Consider the following 17,647-nt stretch of genomic DNA (forward strand, 5'->3'; position numbering starts at 1 on the left):
CCACCCCGCGGAGCGAACCGCCTGGATTGATCGCCACAAACGCCGGGAACCCGGCACACGTGCACCCATCCATCGAGGACTACGCCCTCATCGGCGACCACCAGACCGCCGCCCTGGTCGGACGGGACGGGTCGATCGACTGGCTCTGCCTGCCGCGGTTCGACTCGGCGGCCTGTTTCGCGAAACTGCTCGGGGACGAGGAGAACGGCCACTGGCGGATCGCGCCGAAGGGAGCGGACGTCTGCACCCGACGCGCGTACCGGACCGACTCCCTCGTGCTCGACACCGAGTGGGAGACGGAGGACGGCACGGTACGCGTCACCGACCTGATGCCACAGCGCGACCGCGCCCCCGACGTCGTACGGATCGTCGAAGGCCTCAAGGGCCGGGTCACCGTGCGCAGCACGCTGCGGCTGCGCTTCGACTACGGCTCGATCGTGCCGTGGATGCGCAAGTCCGACGGCCACCGGGTGGCCGTCGCGGGTCCGGACTCGGTGTGGCTGCGCAGCGAGCCCGAGGTGCGCACCTGGGGCAAGGACTTCGGTACGCACTCGGAGTTCGAGGTCGCCGAGGGCGAACAGGTCGCCTTCGTACTGACCTGGCACCCCTCGCACCAGCCGCGCCCCGCGCGCGTCGACCCGTACGAGGCGCTGGCCGAGAGCCTCTCCGACTGGCGGGCGTGGGTGGCCCGCTGCCGCTACGACGGACCGCACCGGGACGCCGTCGTCCGCTCCCTGATCACCCTCAAGGCCCTCACCTACGCGCCGAGCGGCGGCATCGTCGCGGCGCCCACGACGTCGCTCCCAGAGGAGATCGGCGGCGTACGCAACTGGGACTACCGCCACTGCTGGCTGCGCGACTCCACACTCACCCTGGGCGCGCTGCTCGCGTGCGGCTACCAGGAGGAGGCGGCGGCCTGGCGCGACTGGCTGCTGCGCGCGGTGGCGGGCGACCCCGCGGAGCTGCAGATCATGTACGGCCTGGCGGGCGAGCGGCGGATCCCCGAGTTCGAGCTGGCGTGGCTGCCCGGTTTCCGCGGCTCGGCGCCGGTCCGGATCGGCAACGACGCCGTACGGCAGTCGCAGCTCGACGTGTACGGCGAGGTGATCGACTCGCTCTCGCTGGCGCAGCACGCGGGGCTGCCCGCCAAGCCGCACGTGTGGCGGCTGCGCCAGGCGCTGATGGACTTCCTGTGGTCGGCGTGGCGCGAGCCGGACGAGGGGCTGTGGGAGGTCCGGGGTCCGCGCCGCCACTTCGTGCACTCGAAGGTGATGGCGTGGGTGGCCGCCGACCGCACGGTCCGCACGCTGGAGGAGAACCCGGGCCTGAGCGGCGACGTGGACCGCTGGCGCGCGATGCGCGACGAGGTGCACCGCGAGGTGTGCGAGCGCGGCTACGACCCTGAGCGCAACACGTTCACACAGTCGTACGGCTCCCGCGAACTGGACGCCGCGCTGCTGCTGATCCCCCGCCTCGGCTTCCTGCCGCCGGACGATCCGCGGGTGGTCGGCACGGTCGACGCGGTCCGGGCGGAGCTCACGCGCGACGGCCTGGTGCGCCGGTACGACTCGGACCCGACGGCCATCGACGGCCTGCCGGGCGACGAGGGCTCGTTCGTCGTCTGCTCGTTCTGGCTCGCGGACGCGCTGCACCTGACGGGCCGTACGAAGGAGGCCCTCGACCTGTTCGAGCGGCTCGTCGCGCTCCGCAACGACGTGGGGCTGCTGGCCGAGGAGTACGACCCCGTGGCCGGCCACCAGCTCGGCAACTTCCCGCAGGCGTTCAGCCACATCGGCCTGGTGGGCACCGCCCTCGCCCTGTTCGACGGGGAAGGGCACCGGGGCGGCTCTGGAGGGCCGGACGAGGAGGGGGCAGGATAGGGCCATGGATCTTGGACTGAAGGACCGCGTCTACGTCGTCACCGGAGCCACGCGCGGCCTGGGCCACGCCTCCGCGCGTGAGCTCGTCGGCGACGGCGCGAAGGTGATCATCACGGGGCGCGACGAGAAGACGGTGGCGGAGGCCGCGACGGCGCTCGGCCCGAACGCGCACGGCGTGGCCGTGGACAACTCGGACCCGGCGGCCCCGCAGAGCCTGATCGCGGCCGCGCGCCAGCACTTCGGCGGTTTCGACGGCATCCTGATCAGCGTCGGGGGCCCGCCGCCCGGGTTCGTCGCCGACAACACCGACGAGCAGTGGCAGTCGGCGTTCGAGTCCGTCTTCCTGGGCGCGGTCCGGCTGGCCCGCGCGGCCGCCGCGGAGCTCGGCGAGGGCGGGGTCATCGGGTTCGTGCTCTCCGGTTCGGTGCACGAGCCGATCCCGGGGCTGACCATCTCCAACGGCCTGCGCCCCGGCCTCGCGGGGTTCGCCAAGTCGCTCTCCGACGAGCTGGGGCCGCGGGGGATCCGGGTGGTCGGGGTGCTGCCGGCCCGGATCGACACGGATCGCGTGCGTGAGCTGGACGGGTACGCGCCGGATCCGGAGGCCGCGCGGGCCGCCAACGAGGCGCGGATTCCGCTCCGCCGGTACGGGACGCCGGAGGAGTTCGGCCGGACGGCCGCGTTCTTGCTGTCCCCGGCCGCGTCCTACCTGACGGGGATCATGGTTCCTGTTGACGGTGGGGCTCGGCACGGGTTCTGAGGCTGCGGGTTCGTCTGTGGCGCCCTAGTTGACCCTCTCCGCCCCGTGCTTGACCCCTCGCAGGCGTACCTCCGCCGGGAGGGCTGCCAGGCCTGCCGAGTCCCTTGCGTGGGCCAGGGCCTCCGTGGTCAGGCGGTGGAGGGCGTCGCCGGGGTCGGCGTGGGGCTCCAGGAGGAGTTGGACGCGTGCCTCGGGGACCGTGCGGCGCCCGGTGAGTGCCACCTGGGCCCGCTCGACCCCGTCCAACGCGCCCGCCTCACCGGCCAGTACGCCTTCCAGGGCCCGACCCCGCAGCAGCGCGCCCTCGCCGTCGCCGGTGTCGACGAACACCTCGGCGAGCCGGCGCCGCCGCAGTACCGCCGAGAGCCACCACAGGGCGAGCAGCACGGCCACGGCGAATACGGCGATGACGGTGGGCCACCACCAGCCGTCGTCCCGCCACCGCGCCCGGTCCGCGTCGCTCAGCAGCACGTCGTGCCGTCCGTCGTGGATCCACCACGAGGGCGGGTCCGCGCCGAGGCCGACGGCCAGCGCGGAACCGCCGAACACGACGAGGAGCAGGCCCGCGAGACCCAGCAGCACCCGGTTCACGATCCTCAGCATCCGGCTCATCCCTTCCGGCCCGGCCGTGCGACATGCACCGACAGCGCGGGACGCCGGGCGAGCCCGAGTCCCCTGATGCCGTCGGCGAGCGTGGCGTCCAGATCGGCGCGTACGTCGTCGAGTTCACGGAAGTGCGACACCGCGCGGACGTCGACCTTCCTGCGCCCCACCCGGACCCGCACCGACCGTACGCCGGACACCTCCATGGCCCGGTCGCGCAGAACCATGGCGGCGGCGCCCCGGTGGAGGCCGGCCCGTACGTCGGTGTGGGCGCGGCGCATCGGCAGGACGTCCCGCAGGCCAGGTGTCACGGCGAGCACGAGCAGCCAGACGCCGAGGGCCGTCGCGAGCCCCGTGCCGACGAGGACCCAGGTGTCGTCGAGGGGCCGCTCGGCGAGTTCGTGGGCCAGGGACCTGCGCCAGTGCATGGCGGGCCGGTCGGCGCGGACCGCGGTGACGTCGTACAGCAGGAGGCCCGCGCCGACCACGACCAGCAGCGCGAGGATGCCCGCGGGGACGCGGCGGGACGACCAGAAGCGGCCTTCCGCGTCGTCGGCCTCTTCGAGGACGGGCAGGGGTTTGTAGTCCGCCGCGGAGGCGGACTGGCCGAGTTCGCTCTCGGCCGTCTTCTCGATGACGGGCAGGTGCTGGGTGCTCTCGGAGCCGTGGGACTCGCTCATTGCGTCCTCCCCTGTGCCGCGCCGCGCGTCTGCGCCGAGTGCAGCCGCTCCACCTGGACGGAGACCTCGGGCACTTCCATCCCCGCCAACGCCTCTACCCGCTGAGCGACTTGGTGACGCACGGCAGCGCACTGGCCACCGATGTCGGAGGGGTAGTCGAGTTCGACGCTGACCCGGACACGGGCGACCTCGTGGTGGACGATCACGGTGGCGTGCGGGCGCGCGGCGTCGGGCGGCAGCACGTCGAGGGCCTCGCGCGCCGCGTGTGCGGCGATCTTCGCGACGACCCGGTCGGCGATCCGGAGCGCGCCCCGGTCGGCCGCCACGACGGTCCGGCCGGGACTGCCGGGCCGGACGACCGCACGGGACCCGGCGGACTCACCGGCCTCCCCGGCCGCGGTGGACTCACCGGACACGCGCGTCACCGCCGCCGGTCGTCGCGGGTACCGCGGGTGCGGAAGAAGGCACCGGGGTCCAGATCCCCTTCGAGGAACCGGCCCACCACGAAGCCGATGGCGCCCAGCGCCGCCACCAGGAGGAAGGCACCGAACCCGCCGAAGTACCCGGCGAAGCCCAGCGCCATTCCGGCGATCATGCCGATCACGGCCAAGCTCATGGTGCGCTCCTCAGCAGGTCACTGGCTGACACGGGCGGGTCGGGTCAGGTCTCCGGCGAGCACCGGCGGATCACCGGTACGGCGTCACTGGAGCCTGGTCTCCGGTTCCTCGTCCTCTTCCTCCGGCAGTTTGACGTCGCTGACCGCGATGTTGACCTCGACGACCTCAAGGCCCGTCATGCGCTCGACGGCCGCGATGACGTTCTCCCGTACGTCACGGGCGACGTCGGCGATCGATACGCCGTAGTCGACGACGATCTCCAGGTCGAGCGCGGTCTGCACCTCGCCGACCTCGGCCTTCACACCGCGTGTGGCGGACTTCGAACCGCCGCCGCCGGGGACCCGGTCGCGCACCGCGCCGAAGGTCCGCGAGATACCGCTGCCCATCGCGTGCACGCCGAGGACGTCGCGGGCGGCGAGCCCGGCGATCTTCTCGACCACGCCGTCGGCGATGGTGGTACGTCCCCGGCCGGCCGGGTCTCCACCACCACGCTTGGTCACACCGGACTTCCGTAGCGGCTGCGGGTCGGGCTGCTCGACCTCGGGGGTCTCCGGACGCTTCCGCTGAGTCGTGTCGCTCATCGCCGTACATCCCTTTCGGTAGCCCCCTCCACCCACACTAGGTCGGGTTACCCGGTCGCGCGCCGGGGATGCGGCAGGCTGGGGCAATGACGGCGGACCGATGGACCCAGGCGGTCAGAAATCAGCTCGGCCTCGGCAGACTGCTGCCCCTCGGCGGCCCGCACGACGGCGCGTGGCTCACCGAGGCGGCGGCCACCGCGGTACTGCGCCACGCGGCCCGCGACGTACCTGGCGTACGCCTCACCGCCGTACGCCTCTCCCTGACCGACCCGGACAGCGCACCCGAGCCGGCCGTACCGCCGCCCCCGAGCGCGCTCCCGCCGGGCCCCCTGCGCATCACCGCGGATTTCGCGGCCACTCCCGCAGAGCCCCTACCGGCGACCGCGTCCCTCCTGCGGACGGCCCTCGCCACGGCGGCGACGGACCGGCTGGGGCTGACGGTCACGGAGGTGGACCTACGGGTGACGGAGTTGCTGGAGGAGGGCGCGGACACGGCGGACGAGGACGAGTCCGACGGACGCCCTGGGGACCCTGATCTCCGGCTGGACGCCGACGAGTCCCGCGTGGCCGCGGCCGTACGATCCGTCCCTGGCGTCACTCGTCTGGGCGCGGTCCACATCGCAGCCCGCCCCGGCACCATGTCCCTCCCCCGCCGCCATGTCCGCGTGGAGTTCGAGACGGGGGCGTCCGTACGCACGCTGGACGTGGCGAGAGCAGTCCGCACGAGGGTCACCGAGGCACTGCCCGATCACCCGTCGGTGGCTGCCTTGGTAACAGCAGTGACCCAAGGCACCCTAGGGGCGCGGGGCTGTGACATTGTGCGGCTCCGCCGCGGGGCGCACTAAGCCCTCGCTCACCCGCACACAACGAACAACCTCAGTCACCCACACCCGCAAGATCCCGAAGCCGCCGCCCCTGAGCGGCCCGCTCGGCAACCCGCTGATCCTCATACGTACGCGCCACGGCCCCCTGCAACAGGGCCTTGGTCTCGATCAGCGCGTCCCGAGGCGCGGCAAGCAGCGCCCCGGCGAGATCACGCGCGGCGTCGTCGAGCTGATCGGCAGGCACGGCGATACTCGCGAGCCCGGTCCGCTGCGCCTCCTCGGCCGGCACGAACCGCCCGGTCGCACAGATCTCCAGCGCCCGCGCGTAACCGACGAGCCCCACCAGCGGATGCGTACCCGTCAGGTCGGGTACGAGCCCGAGGCTGGTCTCGCGCATGGCGAACTGCACGTCGTCCGCGACGACGCGCAGGTCACAGGCGAGTGCGAGCTGGAAGCCCGCCCCGATGGCATGCCCTTGCACAGCGGCGATGGACACGATGTCGCTCCGTCGCCACCAGGTGAAACCCTCCTGGTATTCGGCGATGGCAGCGTCGAGCTCGGCGTCGGAACGGCGCGCGAGATCGATGAAGGACGGCTCGCCGTCGAACCCCTCGGGCGTGAACGCCTGCCGGTCGAGCCCCGCGGAGAAGGACTTGCCTTCCGCGCGCAGCAGGACGACACGGACGGTGCCCGGCAGCAGCTGTCCCGCCTCGGCCAGTGCCCGCCACAGGGCGGGGCTCTGCGCGTTGCGCTTGGCCGGGTTGGTAAGCGTCACCGTGGCGATCGCGTCGTCAACGGTGAGCCGTACGCCGTCCTTGTCGAGCAGCGGGTCGAACGAAGCCATGAAGGGCCTCCGATGTGTGCGGTCAGAGCGGGTGCCGTACGAGCACACCCTTAAGTGACTGCACAGTAACCACCCGGGCGGTCAAACGACCGACCGGGTGGCCACCATCGGAGAACGAGGAGCCGCCCGGCGTCAGGCCGACGCGGCCTTCTTGCCCCGCGTCGCTCCGCCACGCCCACGGAGCGTGACGCCCGACTCACTGAGCATCCGGTGTACGAAGCCATACGAGCGGCCGGTCTCTTCGGCCAGCGCCCGAATGCTCGCACCGGAGTCGTACTTCTTCTTCAGGTCTGCCGCGAGCTTGTCGCGCGCGGCGCCGGTTACCCGGCTGCCCTTCTTCAGAGTCTCGGCCACCCGTGCCTCCTCGTGGGAAGTGCGCTCTGGACTTCTCATGATCACCCCTCAAGAGCTTCCTGGCCACCCATTCGGCAAGGTCCGTGCGACGAGCTTTGGGTCACGGAAGCCCGTCACCATGAGCGGAATACGGAATTCCGCCCGCGCTTGTCCGTACGGCCGAACGGGTTCATCGACGAAGTGCCAGGTCAGCGAGGCGCGACGGTCGGACCCTTGGGAATGAAGGGCCCGGCCGGAAAATCGATGTAGGACACACCTCGGTACGAGGAGATCTCACACAGATGATGGATCACGGATAAGCCGAATGATCCATACGCAGTGGATCAGTGGTTCGATCAAGCACCGCTGACCGCTTCGGTGGGCCGTGCCGGGCTCAGGCGAGGGCCACCAGATCCGCGTAGTCGGACCCCCAGAGGTCCTCGACGCCGTCGGGCAGCAGGATGATCCGCTCCGGCTGGAGCGCCTCGACGGCACCCTCGTCGTGGGTGACGAGGACGACGGCACCCTTGTAGGTGCGCAGGGCGCCGAGGATCTCCTCGCGGCTGGCCGGGTCGAGGTTGTTCGTCGGCTCGTCGAGGAGGAGGACGTTCGCGGAGGACACCACGAGGGTGGCGAGCGCGAGGCGGGTCTTCTCGCCGCCGGAGAGGACGCCCGCCGGCTTGTCCACGTCGTCGCCGGAGAACAGGAACGAGCCGAGCGTCTTGCGGACCTCGACGAGGTCCAGGTCGGGGGCGGCGGAGCGCATGTTCTCCAGGACCGTGCGCTCGGGGTCGAGGGTCTCGTGCTCCTGCGCGTAGTAACCGAGCTTGAGGCCGTGACCCTCTATGACCTGGCCGGTGTCGGGCTTCTCGGCGCCGCCGAGGAGCCGGAGCAGGGTCGTCTTGCCGGCGCCGTTCAGCCCGAGGATGACGACTCGGGAACCCTTGTCGATGGCCAGGTCGACGTCGGTGAAGATCTCCAGCGAGCCGTACGACTTCGACAGGCCCTCGGCCATCAGCGGGGTCTTGCCGCAGGGGGACGGCTCGGGGAAGCGCAGCTTGGCGACCTTGTCGGACTTCCGCACGGCGTCGAGGCCCGCGAGGAGCTTGTCCGCGCGCTTGGCCATGTTCTGGGCGGCGACGGTCTTGGTGGCCTTGGCGCGCATCTTGTCGGCCTGCGAGTGGAGCGCGGTGGCCTTCTTCTCGGCGTTCTGCCGCTCGCGCTTGCGGCGCTTCTCGTCGGCCTCGCGCTGCTGCTGGTAGAGCTTCCAGCCCATGTTGTAGACGTCGATCTGGGCGCGGTTGGCGTCCAGGTAGAACACCTTGTTGACGACCGTCTCGACCAGGTCGACATCGTGGGAGATCACGATGAAGCCGCCGCGGTAGGTCTTCAGGTAGTCGCGCAGCCAGACGATGGAGTCGGCGTCGAGGTGGTTCGTCGGCTCGTCGAGGAGCAGGGTGTCCGCGTCCGAGAAGAGGATGCGGGCCAGCTCGATACGGCGGCGCTGACCGCCGGAGAGCGTGTGGAGGGGCTGGCCGAGCACCCGGTCGGGCAGGTTGAGCGCGGCGGCGATGGTGGCGGCCTCGGCCTCGGCGGAGTATCCGCCCTTGGTGAGGAACTCCGTCTCCTGGCGCTCGTACTGGCGCATCGCCTTCTCGCGGGTGGCGCCCGAGCCGTTCGCGATGCGCTGTTCGTTCTCGCGCATCTTGCGGATCAGGGTGTCCAGGCCACGTGCGGACAGGACGCGGTCGCTGGCCAGCATGTCGAGATCGCCGGTACGCGGGTCCTGCGGGAGGTAGCCGACCTCGCCGGAGCGGGTGACGGTGCCGCCGGCGGGGGTGCCCTCGCCCGCGAGGACCTTGGTGAGGGTCGTCTTGCCGGCGCCGTTGCGGCCGACCAGACCGATGCGGTCGCCCTTGGTGATGCGGAAGGTGGCGGACTCGATGAGGACGCGGGCGCCGGCACGGAGCTCGACACCGGAGGCGGAAATCACGGACAGACTCCTGGGCGGGGTTGATGACGGGGTGGGCGGCTGGGATCGTTCACGCCGTCTAGTGCGCGAGGAGAATGGCCATGGGCCAAGTCTAACGGTGCGGTGCAACCATTTTTTCTGCGTGCGGGTGTTCGGAAGTGTGACTCTCATTGCCCCGCGAGCCGGTGGTGAGGCGTCCCCCGTTCGGCCCTCCGCCCGGCGCCGCGCCCAGGGAGCCCGGCGAGGATGGCGCCAGGGGGACGACGTCCGCAGAGGGTGGTGCGCCCATGCAGTTCGACGACGACGCCGATCTGGACACCTCCGAGGTGCAGGACGTACGGGGCAGTCGGATCCCCGGCGGCAGGGCGACCGTCGGCGGTGGCGCGGCCGCTCTGATCGCGCTCCTGTTGGGGCTCTTCTTCGGTGTCGGTCCCGACCAGCTGGGCCTGTCCTCCGGCGGCGAGGAGCCCGCGGCGACCGCCTCTTCCCTCGCCCAGGTCCAGCAGACGTGCCGTACGGGACGGGACGCGAACACCAAGGAGGACTGCCGCATCGTGGCGGTGGTCAACAGCGTCCAGGACTTCTGGGCGCAGGAGTTCGAGCGCCGCAGCGGTACGTACACGCGGTCGCCCACCGTTCTCTTCGGTAATCAGGTCGGCACGGCGTGCGGCGCGGCGACGTCGGCGGTCGGGCCCTTCTACTGTCCCGCCGACCGGAAGGTCTATCTGGACCTGGGCTTCTTCGAGGAGCTGCGGACGAGGTTCGGCGCCAGCGGCGGACCGTTCGCGCAGGCGTATGTGGTGGCGCACGAGTACGGGCACCACGTGCAGGACCTGATGGGGACACTGAGCCGCTCCCAGGACGGGCGGACGGGCGCGAACAGCAACGCGGTGCGCGTGGAGCTGCAGGCGGACTGCTACGCGGGCGTGTGGGCCCACCACGCGACGACGACGAAGGACGAGTCGACGGGCAGGCCGCTGATCACCAGCCTCCACGGACGCCGACATCCGTGACGGACTGGACGCGGCGGCCGCCGTGGGCGACGACCGGATCCAGGAGCGGTACCAGGGCCGGGTGACGCCCGAGTCCTGGACACACGGGTCGGCGAAGCAGCGGCAGCAGTGGTTCTACGAGGGGTACCGCACGGGCGACATGGCGCGGTGCAACACCTTCCGCTGAGCGTCGAACTCTGCCGAATCCCTGTCGGGGCCGCCCGGATCCCGCTCGGCAGGGCGTTGTCGGTGCCGGGTGCAAGACTGTGGAGCAGGTCACATTCAGGCGATGTTCCGGCACCGGGACCAGAGGGAGTGATCGGCATGGCAGGCACGGACGGCGGGCGCCCGAGCATCTACCCGACACTGCTGTACACGGACGCGAAGGCGGCGATCAAACAGCTCACGGAGGCCTTCGGCTTCAGCGAGGCCTCGGTGTACGAGGGCGAGGACGGCAAGGTCCTGCACGCCGAGCTGGTGCAGGGCAACGGCGCGGTGATGCTCGGCTCCCGAGGCACCGGCGGCCGTTTCGACGAGGCGATGAAGGGCTCGACACACACCGGGGTGTACGTGGTCGTGGACGACATCGACGCACACCACCAGCAGGCCGTGGCCCACGGGGCGGACATCCTGATGCCCCCGACGGACCAGGACTACGGCTCCCGGGACTACATGGCCCGCGACATCGAGGGCAACATCTGGAGCTTCGGCACGTACTCCCCGGAGATAACGGCCTGACGCCACTGGCCCCGCCCGCGCCCCCACTGCCTGGGGGCGCGGGGCTGGTCGCGCCCGAACGCGCACCCCCCGCGGAGCGGCTAGCTGCCCCCGGTGTGCACCTGGAACGCGGCCCGCCGCACGGCTTTGGCGAGCGCCGGATCGGGATGGGCGGCGGCGAGCGCGACCAGCACCTGCACGGTGCGCGGATGCCCCACCGCCCGCACCTCGTCGAGCAGCGCCGGCACGGTCGGCTGCACGGCGGACTCCAAGTGCCGTACGAGAAGCGGGGCTTCGCCGTGGTCGGCGACGGCCGCGGCCGTGTCGACCCACAGCCAGGTGGCCTCCTCGCGGGTCAGTACCTCGTGGGCGTCCTCGGGGTCGTGCCCGTCGTGCTCGGCGAGCCACAGCAGGGCGTACGGCCGCAGGTGGGTCTCGTCGGACACGGAGCGGACATCGGGCTCGGCGGGGGCTCCGACGACGCGCAGGGCCTCGAAGGCGAGTCCGCGCAGGAGGGCGTCCTCGCCGCGGGCGGCGTCGAGGAGTTCGGTAACGGCGCTGCCGACGGGGCGGGCCGCGAGCCAGGCCCGGTACTCGGCGCGGGCCGCGTTCGGACGCAGCTGGGCGCAGCCGCGGAGCATGGCGTCGGCGCCCTGCTCGATGTTCCCGGCGGGGCTCTGCGCGGCGACGCAGATCTGCTCCAGCTTGACCCAGACCGCCCAGCTGCCGAGCGGGGTGAGGGTGGCCTGGCCGTCGGCGCAGGTGAGGGCGCCCACGTCGGCGATCGCGTGCAGGGCCCAGTCGAGGAGGGGGGCCAGCGGGGTGTCCTCGGCGGGGCTCTCGACGGGCTCGGGCTGCGGGCCGTAGGGGATCTCGCAGCGCTCGGTGCGCAGTTCCGTGACGCGCTGTCCGAGCAGGTCGAGGAGTTGCGGTACGGGGACGGGCCCCGCGGACAGCTGGAGGAAGGAGAGGACCTGAGGCATCGCGGAGACGACCTCGGCGACGGCGGCGGGCTCGCGTCCGTCGGGGCCGGGGTGGGCGATCGACCAGGCGTCGAAGAGGGCGACCCAGCCGCGCAGCACGGCGCTGTCGTCGCGGTTCCAGGCGCGCAGCCGCCAGCCGGGGCGCGCGATGCCGCCGTGCACCTCGACGAGGCCCGCGAGACGTGCGGTGTCCCAGTCCGCGCGGGCCTGAGCCGGGGTCAGGGCCAGATCCGTGGCGGCCCGTTGGGCGGTCGCGTCGGAGAGTGTGCCGGTGCCCTCGGGGGTACCGCCTGAAGCGGTGCCCTGACGGCCCTTGGCCGGGCTCAGGACGGCGTCGGCCCAGCGGGCGACGCGGGCGGCGCCGGAGAGTACGGAGCGCGCCATGCGGGCGAGTTCCGCGGGTGCCGGTGTGCCTTCCGGCGGGCGGGGTGCGGGTCGGCGCGTGGGCCTCTGGGTCATCGCTCGGGGGGCGGCGGCCAGGGTTCGCGGGCGGACGAGTCGGAGCCTGGAGTCGCGCGGGATACGGGACGTCACGGGGGCAGTCTTCCGGTTGACGGTCCGAAAACCCAAACGGAATGCAACAAGGGGCCACGGGGGCGGCCCGCGCACCGGTCCCCGCGGGCACTCCCGGGGCGCGAACGAGTAGGTGGTACGGAGCTAAACGGAAGCTCCGGGACCGGGTGGAACGGACGCCTCGGGGCGGGCGGTGAGGGGGGCCGCGTCAGGAGATGAGGTCGCTGGACGAGACCGCTGGACCGGACCGCTGCACCGGACCGCTGGACGAGGTCGCTACATCAGGGGGGTGAGGAAGCGGCGGAGGGCCTCCTCGTAGCCGGCCGGGTCGGCGTTCCACATGGCGCCGTGCGGGGCGCCTCGGACCGTGTGCAGGGTGACGAGGTCGGGGCGGCGCTCGGCGAGGCGGCGTGAAGGGCCCCAGGGGGCGACCGTGTCGTCCGGGCCGTGCAGGACGAGGATCGGCACCTTGAGCCGTTCGGGGTCGGCCGCGCCCTCGATGCCGTCGCCGTGCAGCCCTGTGCGGCCCTGGGCGGCGCGGACGGCCAGCGGCAGCAGGACGCCGGGAGTGCGGCGGGCCGTGGCGAGGGCGCGCAGCGTGGTCTCCCAGCTGAGGACGGGCGAGTCCAGGACGAGGCCGGAGATCCTGTCGCGCAGCGCCGAGTGGGACGCGGCACGCAGGGCCATCGTGGCGCCGGTGGACCAGCCGTGCAGGACGACCCGTTCGGCGCCGTGGCGCACGGCGTGGCGGATGGCCGCGTCCAGGTCGCGCCACTCGGTCTCGCCGAGATGGTTCAGGCCGTCGGGAGGGCGGGGCGCGCCGAGGTCACCGCGGTAGGCGAGGTCGAGAACGGGGAACTGGTGGCGGTGCAGGAACTCCATGACGTTCATGGGGTGTTCGCGGGTGGCGCCGAGGCCGTGCACGGTGATCACCCAGGTGTCACGGGCGGCGGGCACGAACCACGCTGGCAGGGCTCCGAGTTCGCCGGGGACGTCCACGTCGGCGTGGTCGAGGCCGAGGGCGGCGCTCGGGTCGCCGATGTGCACGCCCGGGGTGAACCACACCTTGTCCCCGGGTTCCAGGGTGCCGTGCGTGACCCGTTCCAGTCGGCGTACGACCGTGTCGGCGGAGTGCGGGGCGGCGCTCAGGAGCGGGCCGACGACCGCGTGGCTGCCGTCGCCGGCAAGGCCGTACACGCCCGGGCGCTGTGAGGCCAGGGCGCGGGTCAGGGTGATCTGTCCCGCCGCCGTGGAGTGCACGGTGAGGCGGGGTTCGGTGGGCAGCGGTTTGCCCGGCGGCGCCTTGAGAGCGGCGTCGCCGGCGAAGCGACCTGCCGCCACCGTGGCGGCGACGGTGGCTGCGCCGGCTATGGCGACGGTGACGGCTGCTGCCGTCGGATTCACGGTGCGCACGGGTCCAGTCTCCTGACGGAACCCGTTGTCGGCCAGTCAAATGGGGCGAATGTGGGTTCGGTGCCGCCGGAACGGTGCGCGTCGGCCGACCGCCGCGGCGGCGGGGACCGACGACGCGAGCGTCGTTCACACCGGCGATCGGCCACGTCAGCACCGTGGCGACGGGGTCCGGCACGGCGGCCGCACCCGGTCGGACGGGCGGCCGCGGTCGGATGGGCGGGCCTACCCGGTCAGGTCGGCGGCTGCATCGGCCGCCCCCAATCGCCCGCCTCCCCCAGTGACCGTCACCGGCCCCCGGTCACGGCCTCTGGCCGTACCCCCCGAGCCTTTCGCCCACCTCGTTCACCTGTTCCCGGGTCAGCAGTGTGGGTGTGTGGCCGGGGAGGGACGAGGCGGTCAGCCAGAGGTGGCACATCCACTCCAACTGGGCCGTGCGGTCGTAGGCCTGGGGGAGAGAGGCTCCGTATGTGAGGGTCCCGTGGTTCTGAAGGAGACAGGCGGTGCGGTCCCTCAGGGCCCGGAGCATGTTCTCGGCCAACTTTTCCGTGCCGTAGGTGGCGTAGGGGGCCACCCGGACGGGACCGCCGAGCGCGGCGGCCATGTAGTGGATGAGCGGCAGCTCGGTGACAAGGGTCGAGACGGCCGTGGCGTGCACCGCGTGGGTGTGGACGATCGCCCGCGCGTCGGTGGCACGGTAGACCGCCAGATGCATGGGCAGTTCGCTTGTCGGAACGAGCGAACCGAGCACCTGCCGGCCGTCGAGCGAGACCCCGCAGAGATCCTCGGGGGCCAGCCGGTCGTACGGGACTCCGCTCGGCGTGACCAGGACGGTGTCGCCCACGCGCACCGACACGTTGCCCGAGGTGCCGACGACCAGACCGTCGGCCGCCGTCCGACGGGCCGTCGCCACGAGGTCGTCCCACGCCCGCTCCAGCGCCTCCCGCGCCGGGGGCGCGTCCCGCTGCCCCGAGTCACGTCCGTCTCCTGGGTCCCGCCGCCGCTCAGCCATGCCGCGATCCTGCCAGCCACGCGGCTCAACCCCGGCGCGGGCGGGGCACTTTAAGGCGCAATCGACGCAACCGAAAGGTCACACACGGACATGAATCGCCCGCCGGGAGCGAATGACCGGCATGCGACGGGCTTTCGGGGATCTTCCAGTAGCCTCTGGGAGATTTTTCGTGCACGTCGCCATTCCGGGGGGAAACATGGCTCGTGATCGCAAACCGTCCCTTCAGCGCGCTCGGTTCGTCGCCGCCTCCGTGGCGACACTGGCGCTCGGCGGCACCGCTCTCGCCGAGGTGCCGGCCTCGGCGGCCGCCAAGCCCAAGGGCCACGACGTGTCCTCGCACCAGAAGAACGTCAACTGGTCGAGCGCGAAGAGCAAAGGCGCCAAGTTCGTCTATGTGAAGGCCACCGAGTCGCACACGTACCGCAACCCGTACTACAACCAGCAGTACAACGGGGCGCGCGGCGCGGGCATCGTCCGCGGGGCGTACCACTTCGCACTGCCGCACAAGTCCTCGGGGACGAAGCAGGCCGCGTACTTCGTGCGCAACGGCGGCGGCTGGCGGGCGGACGGCTGGACGCTGCCGCCCGCGCTGGACATCGAGTACAACCCGTACGGCAAGAAGAAGTGCTACGGCCTGAGCAAGACCGGGATGGTCAGCTGGATCAAGGCCTTCAGCAACGAGGTGAGGCGGCAGACCGGCCGTCGGCCGGTGATCTACACCAACTACAACTGGTGGAAGATGTGCACGGGCAACAGCGCCGCGTTCGCCGCGAACCATCCGCTGTGGCTGGCCCGCTACAGCTCGACGGCGGGGTCGCTGCCGTCCGGCTGGAACTTCTGGACCTTCTGGCAGTACGACAACGGCGGCAGCCTGCCGGGTGACCAGAATCTCTTCAACGGATCCCTGAATCAGCTCAGGGCGTTCGCGAGGGGACGGTAGAGGTAGCGGACCACTGAATTCCGCCTCTGTTCGAGGGCTCCCGCCGCCACTCCGACACAAGCGGAATGCCGGCACCTTCATCGGGCCACCCTGTCGCCCTCCCCAGTTCATCTTCCGTTCATCCAGGTTGCCTACGGTCCCTGTGCCACTGACGTCCAAGAGAAGCCTGGGTAAATGGAACACATCACGCTCCTCCTCGGAATCGTGATCGTTACCGCTCTCGTGTTCGATTTCACGAACGGTTTCCACGACACAGCCAACGCGATGGCGACGACCATCTCGACCGGTGCCCTGAAGCCCAAGACGGCGGTGGCCATGTCCGCCGTGCTGAACCTCGTCGGTGCGTTCCTCTCCGTGGAGGTCGCCAAGACGATCTCCGGCGGCATCATCAACGAAGAGGGCATCCGCACCGAAGTGATCTTCGCGGCGCTCGTCGGCGCCATCCTGTGGAATCTGCTGACCTGGCTCCTGGGTCTGCCCTCCAGTTCCTCCCACGCACTGTTCGGCGGCCTGATCGGCGCCGCGGTCATGTCGGCCGGCTGGTCGTCGGTGAACGGTTCGACCGTCGTCACCAAGGTCCTGCTCCCCGCGATCGCCGCGCCGCTGGTGGCCGGACTCGCCGCAACGCTGGCCACCCGGCTGACGTACCGCATCAGCAGCAAGGCCGGCGAGCAGGCGACCTCCAAGGGCTACCGCGCGGGTCAGATCACCTCCGCGGGCCTGGTCTCGCTGGCCCACGGCACGAACGACGCGCAGAAGACCATGGGCATCATCACGCTCGCCCTGGTCACCGGCGGTGTGATCGTGCCCGGGTCGAACCCTCCCCTGTGGGTCATCGTCTCGGCCGGTATCGCCATCGCGCTCGGCACCTACCTGGGCGGCTGGCGCATCATCCGCACCATGGGCAAGGGCCTCACCGACCTCGCGCCGCCGCAGGGCTTCGCCGCCCAGACCAGTGCCGCGACGGTCATCCTGGCCTCCTCGCACCTCGGCTTCTCGCTCTCCACCACCCAGTCCTGCTCCGGCGCCGTGATGGGTTCGGGCCTCGGCCGCAAGGGCGGTGTCGTCCGCTGGTCGACCGCGACCCGGATGTTCGTCGCCTGGGGCCTCACGCTGCCCGCCGCCGGACTGGTCGGCGCGGGCGCCGAGTTCCTCACCAAGCAGGGCACCTGGGGCATCGTCCTCACCGGCGCGCTGCTGGTCGCGGGCTCGGCGGTCATCTGGGTCCTCTCCCGCCGCCAGCCGGTCACCCGCGACAACGTGAACGACGTCGAAGGCGAGCCCGCGGGCGTCGTGACCACCGCCATCGCCGCCGTCACCCCGCCGCCCGCGGGCACGGTCGCCCCGGCGGAGGACCTCAAGACCACCATCCCGGGCCCGGACGCCACCGAGCCCGCCCGCCCGGCCACGGTGTAAGGAACCCACAGAATGAAGATCGACTGGGCAGCCCTCGGCTCCGTCTTCGGAGTCAGCCTCATCGTCACCGTCGCCCTCGTGGGCCTCTTCACCCTCGGCATCGTCGGCCTCTCCAAGCGCGAGTCGGCCTCCGCCCAGGGCGGCACCGCGACCCTCGCGGTCACGGGCGCGTACGCCTGCTTCGCCGCGTGCGCAGCGGCTGTGACGTACGGCATCTATCTGATCGTCGCCTGACGCGCACGGCACCTCCGTCCCGTACGACTCCGCCCCGTCGCCCCCCGGTCGGCGGGGCGGAGTCGTGTCCGTGTGTGGGCCTCAGCACACTCTCCCGTCGCAGGTCAACAGCAAGTTGACGGGTGTTCGTGGGCGTGGTGGACTGCCGGAGCCATGTACGGCGGCAGGAGAGGAAGCCGGTGCGAATCCGGCGCGGTCCCGCCACTGTTACCGGGGATTCGACACCCCGGGAGCCAGGAACTCTCGCCGTCTGTCTCGTCGAACCAGGGCGTGGACACCCTGAGTGAGGACAAATCGCCATGCGCGGCTGCCCAAGTGCCTTTCCAGCGACGGTTG

At 71.6% G+C, this 17,647-nt stretch carries 18 protein-coding genes, 1 pseudogene and 1 riboswitch; of the genes and pseudogenes, 8 read left to right on the forward strand and 11 right to left on the reverse strand.

Annotated elements, in window-relative coordinates:
* Positions 1–59: 59 nt before the first annotated feature.
* Positions 60–1,880 carry a glycoside hydrolase family 15 protein gene (locus ACH4YP_RS32645; protein WP_361058670.1) on the forward strand — a complete coding sequence of 607 codons (1,821 nt, stop codon included), beginning with the start codon at positions 60–62 and terminating at the stop codon, positions 1,878–1,880.
* A gap of 4 nt (positions 1,881–1,884) precedes the next feature.
* Positions 1,885–2,640 carry an SDR family oxidoreductase gene (locus tag ACH4YP_RS32650; RefSeq protein ID WP_398494355.1) on the forward strand — a complete coding sequence of 252 codons (756 nt, stop codon included), beginning with the start codon at positions 1,885–1,887 and terminating at the stop codon, positions 2,638–2,640.
* A gap of 24 nt (positions 2,641–2,664) precedes the next feature.
* Here ACH4YP_RS32650 and amaP read toward each other — a convergent pair whose 3' ends face one another.
* The 5 genes from amaP to ACH4YP_RS32675 form a co-directional block, all read right to left on the reverse strand.
* Positions 2,665–3,243 carry an alkaline shock response membrane anchor protein AmaP gene (gene amaP, locus ACH4YP_RS32655; RefSeq protein ID WP_398494357.1) on the reverse strand — a complete coding sequence of 193 codons (579 nt, stop codon included), beginning with the start codon at positions 3,241–3,243 and terminating at the stop codon, positions 2,665–2,667.
* Positions 3,244–3,248: 5 nt separating this feature from the next.
* A complete protein-coding gene (locus tag ACH4YP_RS32660) occupies positions 3,249–3,923 on the reverse strand; it encodes a DUF6286 domain-containing protein (RefSeq protein WP_361058676.1) in 675 nt (224 codons plus the stop codon).
* Positions 3,920–4,339, reverse strand: coding sequence for a hypothetical protein (locus tag ACH4YP_RS32665; protein WP_398494359.1), 420 nt, complete (start codon positions 4,337–4,339; stop codon positions 3,920–3,922). Before ACH4YP_RS32665 ends, ACH4YP_RS32660 begins: the two co-directional genes overlap by 4 nt.
* A 5-nt stretch (positions 4,340–4,344) precedes the next feature.
* Positions 4,345–4,539: a hypothetical protein gene (locus ACH4YP_RS32670; RefSeq protein ID WP_398494361.1), complete on the reverse strand. Its 195-nt coding sequence runs from the start codon at positions 4,537–4,539 to the stop codon at positions 4,345–4,347.
* 84 nt (positions 4,540–4,623) lie between these two features.
* On the reverse strand, positions 4,624–5,121 hold the full coding sequence (locus ACH4YP_RS32675; RefSeq protein ID WP_361058679.1) for an Asp23/Gls24 family envelope stress response protein: 498 nt from the start codon (positions 5,119–5,121) through the stop codon (positions 4,624–4,626).
* An 86-nt stretch (positions 5,122–5,207) separates the two neighbouring features.
* Between ACH4YP_RS32675 and ACH4YP_RS32680 the strand changes: the two genes are divergently transcribed.
* Positions 5,208–5,966 (forward strand): nucleopolyhedrovirus P10 family protein, encoded by a 759-nt coding sequence (locus ACH4YP_RS32680; RefSeq protein ID WP_398494363.1) that lies wholly within the window; start codon positions 5,208–5,210, stop codon positions 5,964–5,966.
* A 31-nt stretch (positions 5,967–5,997) separates the two neighbouring features.
* Here the strand turns inward: ACH4YP_RS32680 and ACH4YP_RS32685 are convergent, their stop codons facing one another.
* From ACH4YP_RS32685 to ACH4YP_RS32695, 3 genes are all read right to left on the reverse strand, one after another.
* The gene (locus ACH4YP_RS32685; protein ID WP_361058683.1) at positions 5,998–6,789 is read right to left on the reverse strand and encodes an enoyl-CoA hydratase/isomerase family protein; all 792 of its coding nucleotides are present in this window, start codon (positions 6,787–6,789) and stop codon (positions 5,998–6,000) included.
* A gap of 132 nt (positions 6,790–6,921) precedes the next feature.
* Entirely contained in the window at positions 6,922–7,143 is a 222-nt protein-coding gene (locus ACH4YP_RS32690) for a helix-turn-helix domain-containing protein (protein ID WP_006123601.1), read from the reverse strand.
* 373 nt (positions 7,144–7,516) lie between these two features.
* Positions 7,517–9,115, reverse strand: a complete 1,599-nt coding sequence (locus tag ACH4YP_RS32695) for an ABC-F family ATP-binding cassette domain-containing protein (RefSeq protein WP_361058685.1) — start codon at positions 9,113–9,115, stop codon at positions 7,517–7,519.
* Between the two features lie 266 nt (positions 9,116–9,381).
* Here ACH4YP_RS32695 and ACH4YP_RS32700 point away from each other — a divergent pair.
* Both ACH4YP_RS32700 and ACH4YP_RS32705 read left to right on the forward strand, forming a co-directional pair.
* Positions 9,382–10,273, forward strand: a pseudogene (locus ACH4YP_RS32700) (neutral zinc metallopeptidase).
* 137 nt (positions 10,274–10,410) lie between these two features.
* On the forward strand, positions 10,411–10,824 hold the full coding sequence (locus ACH4YP_RS32705; protein WP_361058689.1) for a VOC family protein: 414 nt from the start codon (positions 10,411–10,413) through the stop codon (positions 10,822–10,824).
* 80 nt (positions 10,825–10,904) lie between these two features.
* Here ACH4YP_RS32705 and ACH4YP_RS32710 read toward each other — a convergent pair whose 3' ends face one another.
* The 3 genes from ACH4YP_RS32710 to ACH4YP_RS32720 form a co-directional block, all read right to left on the reverse strand.
* The gene (locus ACH4YP_RS32710) at positions 10,905–12,320 is read right to left on the reverse strand and encodes a hypothetical protein (protein WP_398494366.1); all 1,416 of its coding nucleotides are present in this window, start codon (positions 12,318–12,320) and stop codon (positions 10,905–10,907) included.
* 255 nt (positions 12,321–12,575) lie between these two features.
* Complete coding sequence (locus ACH4YP_RS32715) at positions 12,576–13,712, reverse strand: alpha/beta fold hydrolase (protein WP_361058693.1); 1,137 nt, start codon at positions 13,710–13,712, stop codon at positions 12,576–12,578.
* Positions 13,713–14,010: 298 nt separating this feature from the next.
* A complete protein-coding gene (locus ACH4YP_RS32720; RefSeq protein WP_398494368.1) occupies positions 14,011–14,721 on the reverse strand; it encodes a class II aldolase/adducin family protein in 711 nt (236 codons plus the stop codon).
* 196 nt (positions 14,722–14,917) lie between these two features.
* Here ACH4YP_RS32720 and ACH4YP_RS32725 point away from each other — a divergent pair, with 196 nt between their 5' ends.
* The 3 genes from ACH4YP_RS32725 (at position 14,918) to ACH4YP_RS32735 (ending at position 17,311) form a co-directional block, all read left to right on the forward strand.
* Entirely contained in the window at positions 14,918–15,661 is a 744-nt protein-coding gene (locus ACH4YP_RS32725; RefSeq protein WP_361058696.1) for a lysozyme, read from the forward strand.
* Between the two features lie 174 nt (positions 15,662–15,835).
* A complete protein-coding gene (locus tag ACH4YP_RS32730) occupies positions 15,836–17,077 on the forward strand; it encodes an anion permease (protein WP_398494370.1) in 1,242 nt (413 codons plus the stop codon).
* Between the two features lie 12 nt (positions 17,078–17,089).
* A complete protein-coding gene (locus ACH4YP_RS32735) occupies positions 17,090–17,311 on the forward strand; it encodes a hypothetical protein (protein WP_143637099.1) in 222 nt (73 codons plus the stop codon).
* A 129-nt stretch (positions 17,312–17,440) separates the two neighbouring features.
* A riboswitch (cobalamin riboswitch) is annotated at positions 17,441–17,577 on the forward strand.
* Positions 17,578–17,647 lie beyond the last annotated feature (70 nt).

It is taken from the genome of Streptomyces sp. NPDC020747 (assembly GCF_044334695.1).
In the GTDB taxonomy this organism is placed as follows: domain Bacteria; phylum Actinomycetota; class Actinomycetes; order Streptomycetales; family Streptomycetaceae; genus Streptomyces.

What these genes read in the sequence shown, in the direction of transcription:
- amaP (WP_398494357.1), bottom strand. Translation starts at nt 3,243, where the DNA reads ATGCTGAGGATCGTGAACCGGGTGCTGCTGGGTCTCGCGGGCCTGCTC.
- ACH4YP_RS32720 (WP_398494368.1), bottom strand. Translation starts at nt 14,721, where the DNA reads ATGGCTGAGCGGCGGCGGGACCCAGGAGACGGACGTGACTCGGGGCAG.
- ACH4YP_RS32680 (WP_398494363.1), top strand. Translation starts at nt 5,208, where the DNA reads ATGACGGCGGACCGATGGACCCAGGCGGTCAGAAATCAGCTCGGCCTC.
- ACH4YP_RS32660 (WP_361058676.1), bottom strand. Translation starts at nt 3,923, where the DNA reads ATGAGCGAGTCCCACGGCTCCGAGAGCACCCAGCACCTGCCCGTCATC.
- ACH4YP_RS32650 (WP_398494355.1), top strand. Translation starts at nt 1,885, where the DNA reads ATGGATCTTGGACTGAAGGACCGCGTCTACGTCGTCACCGGAGCCACG.
- ACH4YP_RS32725 (WP_361058696.1), top strand. Translation starts at nt 14,918, where the DNA reads ATGGCTCGTGATCGCAAACCGTCCCTTCAGCGCGCTCGGTTCGTCGCC.
- ACH4YP_RS32670 (WP_398494361.1), bottom strand. Translation starts at nt 4,539, where the DNA reads ATGAGCTTGGCCGTGATCGGCATGATCGCCGGAATGGCGCTGGGCTTC.
- ACH4YP_RS32735 (WP_143637099.1), top strand. Translation starts at nt 17,090, where the DNA reads ATGAAGATCGACTGGGCAGCCCTCGGCTCCGTCTTCGGAGTCAGCCTC.
- ACH4YP_RS32685 (WP_361058683.1), bottom strand. Translation starts at nt 6,789, where the DNA reads ATGGCTTCGTTCGACCCGCTGCTCGACAAGGACGGCGTACGGCTCACC.
- ACH4YP_RS32730 (WP_398494370.1), top strand. Translation starts at nt 15,836, where the DNA reads ATGGAACACATCACGCTCCTCCTCGGAATCGTGATCGTTACCGCTCTC.
- ACH4YP_RS32705 (WP_361058689.1), top strand. Translation starts at nt 10,411, where the DNA reads ATGGCAGGCACGGACGGCGGGCGCCCGAGCATCTACCCGACACTGCTG.
- ACH4YP_RS32675 (WP_361058679.1), bottom strand. Translation starts at nt 5,121, where the DNA reads ATGAGCGACACGACTCAGCGGAAGCGTCCGGAGACCCCCGAGGTCGAG.